The sequence below is a fragment of the Streptomyces sp. NPDC003042 genome (genome assembly GCF_053591315.1).
Genome location: NZ_JBSFTP010000004.1, coordinates 100,259 through 114,771 on the forward strand (window position 1 = coordinate 100,259; position 14,513 = coordinate 114,771).

11 protein-coding genes are annotated in these 14,513 nt (G+C 73.3%); 5 read left to right on the plus strand and 6 right to left on the minus strand.

The features are described from left to right. The first annotated feature begins 30 nt into the window (after window positions 1-30). From ACWDYJ_RS03750 to ACWDYJ_RS03765, 4 genes are all read left to right on the plus strand, one after another. Window positions 31-642, plus strand: a complete 612-nt coding sequence (locus ACWDYJ_RS03750) for a GNAT family N-acetyltransferase (RefSeq protein ID WP_451563830.1) — start codon at window positions 31-33, stop codon at window positions 640-642. 71 nt (window positions 643-713) lie between these two features. Further along, window positions 714-1,631, plus strand: a complete 918-nt coding sequence (locus ACWDYJ_RS03755; protein WP_451563831.1) for an ion transporter — start codon at window positions 714-716, stop codon at window positions 1,629-1,631. A gap of 151 nt (window positions 1,632-1,782) precedes the next feature. Further along, a complete protein-coding gene (locus ACWDYJ_RS03760) occupies window positions 1,783-2,145 on the plus strand; it encodes a CU044_2847 family protein (RefSeq protein WP_451563832.1) in 363 nt (120 codons plus the stop codon). A gap of 9 nt (window positions 2,146-2,154) precedes the next feature. Beyond that, window positions 2,155-6,477: an nSTAND1 domain-containing NTPase gene (locus tag ACWDYJ_RS03765; protein WP_451563833.1), complete on the plus strand. Its 4,323-nt coding sequence runs from the start codon at window positions 2,155-2,157 to the stop codon at window positions 6,475-6,477. Between the two features lie 10 nt (window positions 6,478-6,487). Here ACWDYJ_RS03765 and ACWDYJ_RS03770 read toward each other — a convergent pair whose 3' ends face one another. The 6 genes from ACWDYJ_RS03770 to ACWDYJ_RS03795 all read right to left on the minus strand — a co-directional run bounded on the left by ACWDYJ_RS03770 (window position 6,488) and on the right by ACWDYJ_RS03795 (window position 13,330). Next, a complete protein-coding gene (locus ACWDYJ_RS03770; RefSeq protein WP_451563834.1) occupies window positions 6,488-8,056 on the minus strand; it encodes a hypothetical protein in 1,569 nt (522 codons plus the stop codon). A 100-nt stretch (window positions 8,057-8,156) separates the two neighbouring features. Then, window positions 8,157-8,843, minus strand: a complete 687-nt coding sequence (locus ACWDYJ_RS03775) for an ABC transporter ATP-binding protein (RefSeq protein WP_451563835.1) — start codon at window positions 8,841-8,843, stop codon at window positions 8,157-8,159. Next, window positions 8,836-9,726 (minus strand): ABC transporter ATP-binding protein, encoded by an 891-nt coding sequence (locus tag ACWDYJ_RS03780; RefSeq protein WP_451563897.1) that lies wholly within the window; start codon window positions 9,724-9,726, stop codon window positions 8,836-8,838. The genes ACWDYJ_RS03775 and ACWDYJ_RS03780 overlap by 8 nt, the downstream gene beginning before the upstream one ends. Window positions 9,727-9,812: 86 nt before the next feature. Beyond that, window positions 9,813-10,724: an ABC transporter permease gene (locus ACWDYJ_RS03785; RefSeq protein ID WP_451563836.1), complete on the minus strand. Its 912-nt coding sequence runs from the start codon at window positions 10,722-10,724 to the stop codon at window positions 9,813-9,815. Beyond that, window positions 10,717-11,682 (minus strand): ABC transporter permease, encoded by a 966-nt coding sequence (locus ACWDYJ_RS03790; protein WP_451563898.1) that lies wholly within the window; start codon window positions 11,680-11,682, stop codon window positions 10,717-10,719. Before ACWDYJ_RS03790 ends, ACWDYJ_RS03785 begins: the two co-directional genes overlap by 8 nt. A gap of 46 nt (window positions 11,683-11,728) precedes the next feature. Beyond that, on the minus strand, window positions 11,729-13,330 hold the full coding sequence (locus ACWDYJ_RS03795; protein ID WP_451563837.1) for an ABC transporter substrate-binding protein: 1,602 nt from the start codon (window positions 13,328-13,330) through the stop codon (window positions 11,729-11,731). A 172-nt stretch (window positions 13,331-13,502) separates the two neighbouring features. Here ACWDYJ_RS03795 and ACWDYJ_RS03800 point away from each other — a divergent pair, with 172 nt between their 5' ends. Further along, complete coding sequence (locus ACWDYJ_RS03800; protein WP_451563838.1) at window positions 13,503-14,468, plus strand: fibronectin type III domain-containing protein; 966 nt, start codon at window positions 13,503-13,505, stop codon at window positions 14,466-14,468. The last annotated feature ends 45 nt before the right edge of the window (window positions 14,469-14,513 follow it).

Genomic DNA, 14,513 nt, shown 5'->3' on the forward strand with positions numbered 1-14,513 from the left:
ACAGGACAAATTTCCGGTACCGTGCCGCTCGTGAAACGAGACGATCTAGACATCGGCCCGTACCGGGTGAGGCATGCCGGGGCCGAGGACGTGCCCGGCGCGCGGAGCGTCATGCTCGACACCTTCTACCGGGAGTTCGGCTACGGATACGTGCCCCGCTGGCACGCCGACACGGTGGACATCCACGCCACCTACCTCGCCCACCCGCGCCACACCCTCGTGGTGGCCGTTCTCGGCGACGAGGTGGTGGGCACCACCGCCCTGCACTCCCGGGGCCCCGCCCACCCGCCGCACCCGCGCGCCCTGGCCGAGCGCTACCCCTCGGGGCGCACGGCGCAGCTCCTGCGGGTGTACGTACGCCCCGACCACCGCCGCCACGGACTGGCCCGCGCCATGGTCCGTACGGCGTGCGAGTTCGCCGCCGGCGTTCCCGGCTACGAGAGCATCTACCTCCACACCAACGTGGACGTCCCCGGCGCGGAGGCGTTCTGGCGCAGCCTCGCCACCGAGGTCTGCGACGCCCGCACGACGGGTGAACACGGCGGCTACGGGACCGTCCACTTCGAGATCCCGATGCCGGTCGCGGGCGGGGCGGTCCGGGGTGTCGATCCATCTGAAACTCGTTCGGCTGTACGGCGTTAGAAGGGCGGACCGGAGTGCGTGCCCCCGCGCGCGCCGGTCCGACCGACGCCGATACGAGTACGAGGAGCGACATGACGGACCGGGAGCAGGCCGGACGCGGCCGAAGGAGACTGGCAGAGCGTTGCCGGCGGATCACCGAGGACCCGTCCTTCGGGCTGGCCGTCTTCGTCGTCATCCTGCTCAACGCGGGGCTGATGGGGGCCGAGACGTACAGCGGCCTGGCCGAGCACTACAAGCAGGCACTGCGGATCGCCGACGAGTGCTGCCTGACCCTGTTCACCCTGGAAATCCTGCTCCGCATGGGCGCGTACGCCGATCGGCCGAAAGCATTCTTCCGCGACCCATGGAACGTCTTCGACCTGCTGATCGTGGGTTCGGCCTTCGTGCCGCTGCTGCGCGAGAACACCACCGTGCTGCGGCTGCTGCGGCTGGCCCGGGTGCTGCGCAGCGCCCGTTTCCTGCCCCACCTGCGCATCCTGCTGCTCGCGGTCGGCCGCAGCCTGCCCGGCACCGCCAGCTTCCTGTTCGTCGGCGCGCTGGTGCTGTACGTGTACGCCATGGTCGGCTGGGTCTGCTTCGCCGAGTCCGACCCGCAGCACTACGGCTCGATCGGACGGGCGGCGCTCACCCTCTTCCTGCTCACCACCCTCGACGGCCTGACCGACGCCGTCCGGGCCGGGCTGGAGATCTCCCGGCTCAGCATCGTCTACTACGCCTCCTACGCGCTGCTCGCCTCGTTCGTACTGGTCAACGTACTGATCGGGGTGGTGCTCAACTCCCTCGACGAAGCCCGGGAGATGGAGGAGGAGGACACGCGGGCCCGGGACCGGGCGGAGAACGCCACCGACCCCGCCGGGGAGGTCCGGGAGCGGATCGTCGCGGCCCGCCTCGCCCTGGACGAACTGGAGGCGAGCCTCGCCCGCGCGCAGCTCACGGCCGGGCACGGTCGCGAAAAGGAGCGGGAACGGGAACTGGAGACGGCCGTGTAGCGCAAGCCGTACGCCGGGCCGCGGCCGCGCCGGTCGGTTTCGGCCATCCCTGACGCCGTCCGGCCACCACCCTTGCCCTGACTCCCCTACCCAATGCAAGAGTTGACCGTACGGCCGAGCCGGTGGGGGCTACGGGGAGGATGGGTCGGGCATGGGCAACGAGGTACGCACGGTCGAGGTACCGCTGGGAGACGGCGGCGACGGGGTGCTGCGGGTGCAGATCCGCGAGGTGGACGAATCACTGGCGCGCGTCGGGCGCGGCAGTGGTTCCGTGGCGCGTGCGTCGCGGTCGTTCGGCGAGATGGTCGACAGCATCCGGCCGGTCGCGGACAGTTTCGTGGGGCGGCTGAGCGGTCTCGTCCACCCGCCGGACGAGATCTCGCTGGAGTTCGGTGTGTCCCTGTCGGCCGAGGCCGACATCGTCATCGCGAGCACCGCGACGCAGGCCAACTTCTCGGTGACCCTGACGTGGAACTCCCAGCCCCCGCAGGGCGCCGACGAGGCCGTCTCCTAGGAGGCCGGGATGACATCCGCCGCCGAAGGCCCCGCCCCGCACGCGGACGCCGCGCTGGCCTCCGCCATCGTCCGCGTCGCCGGCCCGGACGGCACGGTCGGCGGCGTCGGCTTCCTCGTCGCCCCGGACCTCGTGGTGACCTGCGCCCACGTCGTCGCGGACGCACTGCGACTGCCGCACACGCAGGTACTGGCCCCCAGCACCGCCCTGACCCTCGACAGGCCCCTGTCCGGCCGCGCCGGGCGGGCCGGGGCCGAGGTGGCGCACTGGGTTCCGCTGCGGACGGACGGCACCGGGGACATCGCCGTGCTGCGACTGCCGGAGCCGGTCCCGGGCGCGGCTGCCCTGGCCATGGCCACGCCGGCAAGCGTGTGGGAGCACCCCGTGCGCGTCGCGGGGTTCCCCCTGAGGTTCCCGGGCGGTGTCTGGCACGCGGGCCGGCTGCGCGGCTGGACCGCGGAGAACTGGGTGCAGCTCTCGGGCGCCGACCAGCAGGGCGTCCCCGTGGACAAAGGCTTCAGCGGCAGCCCCGTCTGGGACGAGGAGGCCGGGGCCGTCGTCGGGATGGTCGTGGCCGCCCAGCTCTCCGGAGCGCAGCAGAGCTTCATGATCCCCACCGCGACCCTGATCGCGGAGATACCGGCGCTCGGACCCGTCCTCAACCCCGCCTCGCCCTTCCGCGGCCTGGTCCCCTTCCAGGAGGCGGACGCGTCCGTCTACTTCGGGCGGGACGCCGAGGCCGACGAGGTCGCCGCCCTGCTGGAGAGCGGCCCGCGGCCGTACGTGGCCCTCGTCGGGCCGTCGGGCTGCGGCAAATCCTCGCTCGCCCTGGCCGGGGTGGCTCCCCGGCTGCGCGCCCGGGGGCACGAGGTGCTCGTCCTGCGGGCCGCCGAGGGGCTCCCCATCCGCACGGCTCTCGCAGCCGAACTCGCCCGGCTCGCGCATCCGGACCTGCGCGGCGGACCACGGGCCGCGGCGCTGCGCGACCTTGAGGACTCGCTGGCGCGCCACGGCCTGGTGGCCGCCGCGCGCCTGGCCCTCGGCGACCCGTCCCGCCGCTTCCTCGTCGTACTGGACCAGGCCGAGGCGCTGCCGGCCGACCGGGAACGTACGGACGACGACACGGCGGAACTGCTCTTCCCCGCCCCGCATCCGCCGGGGCTGCGGGTGCTGGTGACGCTGCGGGCCGACTTCCTGGAGGCGGCCCTGACCCATACCGTCCTCGGCCCGGCCCTGGAGCGGGCCGCCGTACGCCCGCTGCTGCCCATGACCCGCGGACAGCTGTCCGAGGTGATCCTGCGCCCCCTCGCGGGCATCGCGTCCGTGTCGTACGACCCCGGCCTGGTCTCCCGGATGCTGGACGACGCCGGCGACGAGCCCGGCGCCCTGCCGCTGCTGGGCTTCCTCCTGGCGCGCCTGTGGGACGAACAGGCCATGGGACGGCTCAGGTTCACCTCGTACGAGGAGATCGGCGGGGTCCGGGGCGCCCTCGGCCGACACGCCGAGGCCGCCTGGCAGGCCTGCGTCACGGAGGCCGACCGGGACGAGGCGCTGCGCCTGCTCACGGCGCTCGTCAGGCTCCTGCCGGGAGGCGAGGCTCCACTGCGCGCCGTGCTGAGCCGGGCCGAGGCCGGGGAGGAGCGGTGGCGGATCGCCGGATGGCTCGCGGAGCGGCGGATCCTGGTCCTCGGCGGGGATCCGGAGCACGGCCAGAGCGTCGAGCTCGCGCACGAGGCGCTCATCGGCGCCTGGCCCACCCTCGCCCGGCAGGTGGCGGAGAACCGGGAGTTCCTCACCTGGCGGGCCGGGTTCCGCCGGGACCTGGAACGCTGGCACGACACGGGATGCGCCCGGGACCAATTGCTGAGGGGCGAGCCGCTGGACGCCGCCGTCGCGCAGACGGACGTGCGCCGGGAGGAACTCTCGGCGCGGGAGACGGAGTTCCTCGACGCCTGCCTGGAACAGCGCGCCGCGCAGGCGGCGAAGAGACAGCGGGATCGCAGGATCAAGGGCGCGGCCATCGCCGCCCTGAGTGTGCTCATGGTCGTCGCCGTCATCGCCTCCGGGCTGCTGTACCGGGCGAACGACGCGCTCGACGCCGACCTGCGCCGCGCGGCGTCCCCGCAGCTGGCGGCCATGGCGGGCCGGCTCGACGACATCTCGCTCGCCACCTCTGCCCTGCTGAGCAGCGCCGCCTACCGCACGGCCCCGGGCAACGAGGCGGAGACGGCCCTGTTCGAGCAGTACCTGCGGCTGCGCCACGTCGAGCAGATCGTGCTGGAGGGACGGGGCGACGTGCGCGACGCCGTCATGTCCGAGGACGGCAGCCGCCTCACCATCGGCCTCGCGAACGGCGACGTCCTCGGCGCCGACCTGGGCACTGGGCCACCGCGACTCAAGGGCATCACGGAGTCCACGCGCATGGTCACGGCCTCGCCCGACGGCCGCACTGCGGCCACCGCCTCCACCATGGGCGGCCTGATCGTGGGCGTCCGTGTGGCGGACGGAAGCTTCCGTACGGTCAATCTGCGCGGCTTCGAGCAGTCCCGCGAGAACGCCCGTGCGGCCACCGACCTCCGCTTCGACGCCGGCGGACAGCGCCTGCTCGCCGCGATCCCGGGTGAGGGCGTCTCGGTATGGGAGGCGGCGAGCGGCGAGCGCGTCGGCGCCCGCCTCGACCCGCCCGCCGGCTGGACCGTTGCCCAGGCCTGGTTCGGGCCCGGCGGCACCGCCGTGATCGGCCGGATCGTCCAGGAGGGTGCGGCCGTGGGGACGAACGGCCGACTGGTGCGCTGGGAGCTGGCCGACGGCCGCCGCGACGAGGAACCCTGGGGCAGCCAGGAGACCGGCACGGTGACGGTCAGCGGTGACGGCGGCACCCTCGTGCGCTGTACGGCGGACGGGGTCCTCCAGGTGTGGGACCTGGCCGGGCAGCCGAAGGTCAGGAAGCAGTACAGCACGAGCCAGTTGGCGCTGGTGTGCCCGCTGTACGTGCCCCGGCTCGACCGTACGGGACGCTTCCTGATCAATCCCGCGCAGCGGTTCGGCGCACGGCTGGGCCGGTTCCGCTTTCTGGTGCTGGACCTCCAGGAGGGGCGGCCCGCCACCCTCGACCTGCCCGCCCCCACGCAGCAGGACGAAGCCATCGCGGGCGCGAGCCGGCCGCCGGCCGTCAGCCTCGCCGGTCCCCCGGACGCGATGAAGGTCGCCGTCAGCTCGGGCGGCACGCTCGTCGTCGCGCGGGTGCCCGCGCCGACCGAGTTCGACAGCGCCATGCTCACGAGCCTGATCCGGACCGTGGACGTCGACCACGGCCTGGTCGCCAGCGTCGACGCGGACGGCCAGGGCCTGCGCCTGTGGGACCTGGAGACCCGGCGGCAGCTTGCGGCAGTGCGGCCGTCGGCGCCACTGGCGCGGTTGTACCCGATGTTCAGCCCGGACGGGAAGCGCCTGCTGACCATCACGGCGGACGGCCTCGGGGTGCTCGTGTGGGACCTGAAACCGCCGGGCGGAGCCGCCGCACTCGCCGAAGCCCGCCGGATCGACCTGCCCAGTCCCCCGGGTATCGACCCGGCGGGCCCGGACAGCCGCACCGGCCGCACCCCTGCCTGGGTCAACATGGGGTTCGACGACAACGATCACGCCATGATCTCGGCGGTCTCCTATGTGTCCCGCTGGGACCTGCGGACCGGTGCACGGGCCGGCCGGATCTACCAGCCGCCGGCGCAGGAGCCGGCCGACCTGTCGAACGCCGCCGCGACGACCTTCGGCGTGGCCCGCCCCGGCCACCCACAGGCCGCCGTACGGGCGGCTGTGGGGGAGCAGATACTCCTGTGGGACTTCGAGAAGGGGGAGGCGGCCCACACCATCTCCACCAAGAACCTGGGCCCCATCCGCCAGATGTCATTCGACCAGACGGGTCAGCAGCTGGCGGTCCTCACCGGCTCCGGACAGGTCCGCATCTGGGACATGGACCGGAAGGGCTGGAACAGGACCCTCACTCACCAGGGCGTCCAGTGGCTGAACGGATTCCCTTCGCCGGACACGCTGAGCACGGTGGGCACGGTGGGCACCTTCACCTTCTGGGACGTGGCGCGCGGCGCCGAGAAGTACCACTTCACACCGGGATACGGCGCCACCGGAGACTGGTCGGCGGACGGCACCCGCCTCGCCTGGTCCGAGGGCTCGTCCCTGGACGTGCTGCCCCTGGATCCGGAGAAATGGCGGGAGCGCGCCTGCGCCCTGGCCGACCGGACGTTCACCGAGCCCGAGCGCCGACTCCTCCCCCCGGGCAGCCGCAGCGACGCCTGCCCGGGGGGCGGCACGCCGTAGGAAAGCCGCCTCAGCCGCCGTCGCGGACCGCGACGATGCCGTTGAACACGCCCACGTACGCCGTGCCGTCGGGGCCGAGGGTGACCGGCGCCCAGTTGTTGTCGTACAGCGGCCCCGTTCCGGTCAGGGTGCGCCAGCGGGGCTCACCGGTGCGGAAGTCCACCGCGGTGAGGTACCAGGCGTCGACGCCCCAGAAGTGGGGCTCCTTCTCGTAGAAGTAGAGAAGCCCGTTCGCGGTGGAGAGCTTGGGCACCGTGGAGGGCGAGCGGATGCCGCTCTCCCACACGGTGTCGCAGCCGCTGCCGTCGGCGCGGACGTCGATGCGGCTGACGCCGCCGACCACCGATCTGCCGAACAGCAGCGACGTGGGGTTCTCGTAGCCGTAGTTGTTCTCGACGACGATGCTGTTGCCCCAGGTGATCAGCGAGTTGTCGGTGGTCGAGGCGCCCGCGCCGAAGACGGGCACCTCGCACACGAGCCGCTGGTCCGCGGGGACGTCCACACCCCGCCGGTAGACGAGGACGTTCATCCGGTCGTCGGCGTTGTCGGTGATGGCGACGTAACCGTCGCCGAAAAGGTCGGGGGTGGTGCCCGAACCCTGGTTCACGGAGCCGGGCTTGGTGCCCGTACCGCGGTCGTAGGTCTGGCGCCACTGCGCCTCGGGGGTACCGTCGGCGGCGGCGCGGAAGCTGTAGAGGGCGTGGTCGGTGACGATGGACACGCCGTCCTCGGCGACCGAGAAGGAGTTCTGGATCTCCTCCCCCTCCAGCCGGACGGAGCGGATCCGCGCGGTCAGCGGGTCCACGGTGCCGACGCGGCCCTGGCGGGTGACCCACCAGATGCGACCGTTCCAGTCGGGCATCACGGAGGTGACGGGATCACAGGTGCCGCTCGGCCACAGGTTGGTCCAGCTGACGCAGTCGTGCGGCACATGGCCGGTGAGGTCCCAGTCGTTCTCGACCGTGAACTTCCAGCTGCCGTCCGGGCTTTGCGTGTGGGCGAGCCGCAGGATGTGCTGGCGGGAGTCGGCGAGCACCGCCCTGTCCTGGTCGTCCAGGTAGAAGTAGGCGCCGCCCGAGGTGTCCTTGACGATCTTGGTGAAGTCGAGCGAGGTGATCGCCTCGACCGTCGAAGACCTCTGCGGGAGCTGGTACTCCGCGAGCGTGGCGAGCGTACGGGGCTCCAGGAGCTTGACCTTGAAGCCGGAGAACGTGCCGCACACGGTGACCAGCCGGCCGCCCGCGTCGAAGGTGGCGGTGGCGCACTCGCCTCCGAGGGCGGCGATCTTCGCGCTGGTGACCTGTGGGTTCTTGCCGAGCGGTCCGGACCAGGGGTACGTGGCGCTGCCGGCCGCGTCGGAGTGCATGCCGCTGCGGCCGTTGGGCGCGAGGAAGGGGTGCTGCGGCGGGGCCTCTCCGGGCAGCGGGAGGGCGGCGGCCGGCTTGCCTTCGTACGGGCTGACCAGGCGGTGGCCGGGGGTGTTCGGAATCTCCCCGGCCGTGTCCGAGGTGGTCCCGTAGATCACCGCCAGGGCGGCGAGTGCGGGTACGGCGGCACAGTTCAGCGCCCTTGCGAACATCCGGCCACCTCGTCCGCCCCGTGGACATCACGTCCGGCACACCGCCGCCATCGGACGCTAGGTCAGCCGGCCCGAGGAGTCCAGGGCCGAGCCGGATGATTCACGAAGGCGCAACAGCCGCTGCCGCTCCCCTGCCCGCGATGTCGTTCCAGTGCGTCGTACGGTCGCACCAGCGGGTGAGCAGTACCGGATCGTGGCCCACCGCGAGGAGCCCGGCGCCGGTGTCGGCGCGGTACTCCTCGACCACCGCGACCAGGGCAGCCGTCGTCGAGGCGTCCAGCATCGCGGTCATCTCGTCGCAGACCAGCCAGCGCGGCCGCAGCACCAGCGCCCGTGCCAGGCAAGCGCGTTGCAGCTGGCCGTCGCTGACCTCGTGGGGACGCCGGGCGAGGAGGTCCGCGCCGAGACCGACCCGTTCGGCCAGTTCGGCGACGGCTGCGTCCGCTTCCTGGCGCCGCCCCGTGGCGCGGAGGGGTTCCGCGACGAGGTCGTGCAGCCGCAGGCGGGGGTCGGCGGCGAGGCGGGGCTGCTGGAAGACGACGCCGACTTCGGTACGCAGGGAGCGCGGGGCCCGGTGCCGGAAGCCGGTGACGGCGCGGCCGTCGAGGAGCACGGTCCCCCGCTCGGGCCGGTGCAGCAGGGCGGCGACGCGGGCCAGGGTGGATTTGCCGCAGCCGCTGGGCCCGAGCAGGCCGAGGGCCTCGCCGGGGTGCAGCGTGAGGTGGGCGTCCCGTACGACGGGGCTGCGGTGGTCGTAACCGGCGGTGATGCCCTTGAGCTCAAGCATGGTGGCAGGCCACTCCTTCACTGAGCGGCGGCCGCCCCGCCCGGCAGGCCGGGTCGGCCAGGGCGCAGCGGGCGGCGAAGGCGCAGCCGGGCGGGAGCGCGCCCAGCTCGGGCGGGGCGCCGGGGACGGGGGTGAAGGCGCGTTCGGGCAGGGCGTCGAGCAGGCCCCGGGCGTAGGGGTGTCGGGGGCCGGGCGCGCCGAAGAAGGCTGCGGCGGGGGCGAGTTCAACGATCCGCCCGGCGTACATGACGGCGACGGTGTCGGCGATCCGCTGGGCGGCGGCGAGGTCGTGGGTGATCATCAGCAGGGCGCGGCCGACGTCCCGCGTGTGGGCGCGCAGTTCGTCGACGGTGCGGTGGACGAGGTCCCGGTCGAGGCCGGTGGTCGGCTCGTCGGCGAGGAGCAGCCCGGCGTCCCCGACGAGCGCGAGGGCGGTGGCGGCGCGCTGGGCGAGGCCGCCGGAGAGCTCGTGGGGGTAGCGGTCGAGGTGGTCCGCGGGGAAGGCTGCCCGCTCCGCCGCCGCCTCGGCGGCCTTGCGCAGTTCCGCCTTGGCGGGGCGGGTCAGTTCCCGGACCGTCTCCTCCAGCTGGGACCGGATGGTGCGGACCGGGGTGAGGTGCGCGGCCGGGCTCTGCGGGACGAGGCCGACGCGGCGGCCCCGTACGGTACGGGCGAGGGTCGCCTCGTCGGCGGCGAGCAGGTCGAGGCCGTCGGCGAGGCGGGCCGACCCGGCGGTCTCGGCATTGCCCGGGAGCAGGCCGAGCAGGGCGGAGGCGAGGACGGACTTGCCGCAGCCGCTCTCGCCGACGAGGGCGAGGCACTCGCCGGGGCCGAGCCGGAAGGTGGCGTCGGTGACGGCCTCGACGTAACGGCCCGCACGCATCCGGAACCGGACCGAGAGCCCGTCCACGCGGAGTACGGGCAGGGCGGCCGGCGGGGCGGCGGGGACGGGGACGGGGACGGGCGGGGTCACAGGGTCAGCTCCGAGCGGCGGCGGGGATTGAGCCGGTCGCGCCAGGCACCGGCGAGCCCGGCGATCGCCAGCGTCGGGACGATCAGCAGCAGGCCGGGGAAGAGGGTCGGCCACCAGTCGCCCGCGAGCAGCGAACCCCGGGCGGTCTGTACGAGGTTGCCGAGGCTGGCCTGGTGGGAGGGCAGCCCGAGGCCCAGGAAGGACAGGGCCGACTCGTGCCACATGGCGTGCGGGATCATCAGCACCGCCGCCAGCCCGGCCTGCGGCAGCACCCCCGGGATCAGGTGGCGCACGGTCACGCGCAGGCGCGAGGCGCCGCCCGAGACGGCCGCGTCCACGTACGGGCGCCCGCGCAGGGAGAGCACCTCGGCGCGTACGATCCGGGCCGTGGACAGCCAGTGGGTCAGCGCGACCGACACCACGACCGGCCAGACGCCGGGCCGGAACATGGCGACGATGAAGATGCCCAGCAGCAGGTGCGGGATGGACGACAGGGTGTCCACGGCGCGCATGACGAGCCGGTCGGTCCAGCCGCCCAGCGCCCCGGCGGCCGCGCCGACCACGGTGCCGATGACGCTGGCCACCAGGGCCGCCACCAGGCCGACCAGCAGCGAGACGCGCAGCCCGTAGACGCAGCGCAGCAGCAGGTCGCGGCCGACGTCGTCGGTGCCGAAGGGGTGGGCCCAGGAGGGCGGCCGGAGTTTCGCCGCGAGGTCGACGGCCTGCTGGTCGAGCTGGGCCAGCGGGGGCACGAGGAGGACCGCCAGGGCGATCACGAGGACGACGGCCGCGCAGGTGCGTACGCGCAGGGTCCGCGTCGAGCGCCGCCGGGCCGGGCCGCGGGAGGTCCAGGTGACCGCGGTGTGCGCCGTCCTCAGGGCGTCACGGGAGTCACGGGCGTCAGCCATCGAAGCCCACCCTGGGGTCCGCCAGCCCGTAGAGCAGGTCGGACAGCAGGTTCCCGGCCAGCACCGCCGCCGTGGCCAGTACCGTCAGCGCCGCCAGCAGCGGGAAGTCCACCGAGGTGGCCGCCTGGACGGTGGCCGCCGCGATGCCCGGCCAGCTGAACACGGTCTCCACCAGGAGCGCGCCGGTGATCAGCTCCGGCACCCGGGAGCCGATGAGCGTCAGCATCGGGAGCATGCCGGAGCGCAGCGCGTGGCCCAGCAGGACCCTCCGCTCGGCCACGCCCCGGGCGCGCGCTCCCCGTACGGGGTCCTCCTCCAGCGCGTCGGCCACGCCCTGTCGCACGTAGAGGAAGAACCAGGGCAGTTGGGAGACGCCCAGGACCAGCGCGGGCAGCACGAGGTGGGAGGCGACCTGGCCGAAGGTGACCGTGTCGCTGGCGGCGTCGGTCAGCCCGCCGGAGGGCAGTACGCCCAGGCGGACGGAGAAGAACCAGATGGCCAGCAGGCCCAGCCAGAAGGCGGGAGCGGCCTCCAGGGTGTACGCGAGGCCGGACACGGCCCGGTCCAGCGGCCCGCCCTGGCGCCGCGCGGCGAGCACTCCGAGCCCGGTGCCCAGCAGTACGGCCACCGCGAAGGCGCAGAGCGCGAGCAGCGCCGACCATCCCAGGCGTCCGGCGATGACGTCGGCCACGGGCTGGCGCATGACGGAGGAGGTCCCGAGGTCGCCGGTGAGCGCCGAGGTGAGCCACTCCCACCAGCGCGCCACCAGCGGCTCGTCCACCGCGAGGTTGGCCCGGAGCTGGTCGAGTTCGGCCTGCGAGGCGGTGAGGCCCGCGGCGCCGGCGTATGCCTTGACGGGGTCGAAGGGGGACAGTGCGGCGACGGCGAAGACCCCGAAGGTGACGACGAGCAGGACCGGGGCGGCGAACAGGGTCCGCCGTCCGGCCATGCGCGCCATCGACCCCCAGGGGAGGCGGGCGGAGCGGTGGGTCACTGGTTCCGGCTCACTTCTGCTTCGGCTTCCAGTTCTCGACGTTCCACCACGGGCCGGAGCCGAGGCCGTGGTCGTGCGGCTCGACCTGGGTGCTGGGGCCGTCCCACCGGTCTCCCACGACGTAGAGGTGGTCGATGTGGGTGAGGAAGACGTAGCCCGGGTTCTTCACGAGCTCACGCTGCACGGTGTCGTAGGCGGCCTTGCGGGCGGCCGGGTCGGCGCTCTGGCGGCCGTCGGCCAGGGCCCGGTCGACGACCGGGTTGTCGTACCAGGCCATGTTGTTGAAGCCGTCGCCCGCGAGTGAGGAGGTCAGCAGCAGGTACTGGTCGAAGTCCGGGTCGGCGGGGGAGCCGCCGCCCGCGAGGACGGCGTCCGTCTTCATCCGCGGCTCGATGACCTCCCAGGTCCCGGCCTCGGTCTTGATCTCGATGCCCGCCTTCTTGGCGTCGGAGGCGAAGGCCAGCGCGTGGTCCTGGCGGATCTTGTCGCCGGAGGTGTACCAGAGCGGGAAGGAGGCACGGACCCCGTCCTTGGCACGGACGCCGTCCTCGCCGGCCTTCCAGCCGGCGTCGTCGAGGATCTTTTTCGCCTTGTCGAGGTCGTACGGGCGCTCCGTGCCGGCCGTGAACCACGGGCTGTCGGTGGGGACCGGGCCGTGCGCGGCCTTGCCCGCGCCGTCCAGGAGCTGGTCGACCATGGCGCCGCGGTTCACGGCGATGTCCAGCGCCTGTCGCACTGCAATGTCACCGGTGACCTTGTTATGTGTCGGCAGAGTCACCGTGCGGTAGTCGAAGGTCTTGGCGGCGTAGATCCTGCGCGCCTTGTCCTCCTTGAAGCCCCTGGCGAGGTTCGGGGGCAGGATCGCCGCGTCCAGCTCACCGGAGCGCAGGCGGGTGGCGCGCACGTCGTCGTCCTTGATGACGGCCATGGTGAACTTCTTCACCGCGGGCTCGCCGCCCCAGTACGAAGGGTTGGCCTTGAAGCTGAGCTTCTCGCCCTTGGACCAGCCGGTGAGCAGGTAGGGGCCTGTGCCGACGGGCCGGGTCGTGAAGTCGCCGCTGTTGACGTCCTGCTTCCCCGCGACGTGCTCGGGGGCGATCGGCAGCACGGTGCGCTCCGCGAAGGGCGCGTAGGGGTACTTCAGCGTGAAGACGACCCGGTCCTCCCCCTGCGCCACGACGCTCTCGATCGCGTCCAGCTCGGTCTTCGACGCGTTGTTCGTCCTCGCGTCGAGGATCGTCGCGTACGTGAAGACGACGTCCTTGGCGGAGAAGGGCGCTCCGTCGCTGAACTTCACGCCCTGGCGCAGCTTGTACGTGTACGTGCGCCCGTCCGCGGAGACCTCCGGCAGGGCCTCGGCCAGCGCGGGCCGCAGCCGCATGTCGGCGTCGTGGGTGAGCAGCCCGTCGAAGATCTTGGAGTTGCCGTCCTTGCCGTAGCCCAGGAGCGGGCTCAGGCTTTCCGGTTCGGTCGCGATGCCGACGACCGCCGAGTACCCGGCGTCCCCCGCTCCGCCCCCGGCTCCCGCCGGCTGGGAACAGGCCGCCACGCCCGTGATGAGGGCGGCGGCCAGCGTCGTAGCGGCCACTCCCCGTGCTGTCCGGGCCGTCATGCTCTGCACATCCCTGTTCGCGATCATCCGTTATTGCAAAGAGGTCGCAATAATGCCAGATATGATCGGAAGCCGGCGAACCCGGTCCGCACGGGCCTTGCCGGGCCTCCGGCGCCCGTGCCATAAATGTCTAGACCTTTACGCGCTTTACGAGGGGGCGGAGGGAAGGCCCGTGCGACGCACCGCTCCGCCACGCCCCCTGCCGAGGGTGCTCGCCCTCTGCCTGGCCCTCACGGCCCTGGCGGCCTGCGCGGCGGCCGACACCGAGCCCCCGCACGCCCCGGCCGGGCTCACCGCCCGGGCGGGCAGCGCCAGTTCCGTGCACGTGATGTGGGAGGCGGCCGCGACCGCCGACGGAGTCACCGGGTACCAGGTGTTCCAGAACGGGCAGCTCGTCCGGGACCTGGCGGCCGACAAGACGATGGTGGACATCACCGGCCTCGCCCCGCGGACGGCCTACGCCTTCACCGTCCGCGCCGAGGACGCCGCCGGGAACCGCTCCCCCCTCAGCGCGGAAGCCCGCGCCACCACCCCGGCCGCCCGGGCCGAGGACCGCCAGGCACCCGCCGCTCCGCCGGCCACCACGGGCCGGGCGGAGGGACCCCACGCGGTCCGGCTGAGCTGGGCCCCGGCGACGGACGACGTGGGCGTGACGGCGTACGACGTCCACCAGGGCGGCGTCCGGATCCACACGGCCGGTCCCGATGAGACCGGCACCACCCTCACCGGACTCCAGCCGGGCACCGCCTACACCTTCACCGTCCGGGCCCGGGACGGTTCCGACAACTCCTCCCCCGACGGCCCGGCGGTGGTCGTGACCACCCCGCCCGACCCCGGCCGGGGCCCGGGGACCGCGCCCGGCGCGTTCACGGCAACGGCCTCTCCCGGCGCGGTCGAGCTGTCCTGGAGCGCCCCGGACACCGGCCGCGCGACCACCGAGTACCAGCTCTACGTCAATGGACAGCCGGTCACCGTGATCCAGTTCGGCGCGGGCGCGGTACCGCGGGGGCGGGTCGGGTACCGGCTCACCGCGACCGAACCGGCCGGTACCGCCTGGACCCTGAAGCTGCGTGCCCGGCTGCCGGACGGCAACTGGGGCGCGTTCTGCGCCGAGCAGCGCCTCGTACTGCCCGGCTGAGGCGGCGGGCCGACGGCCGAACTGGCTGGAACTTGCCCGAACTTG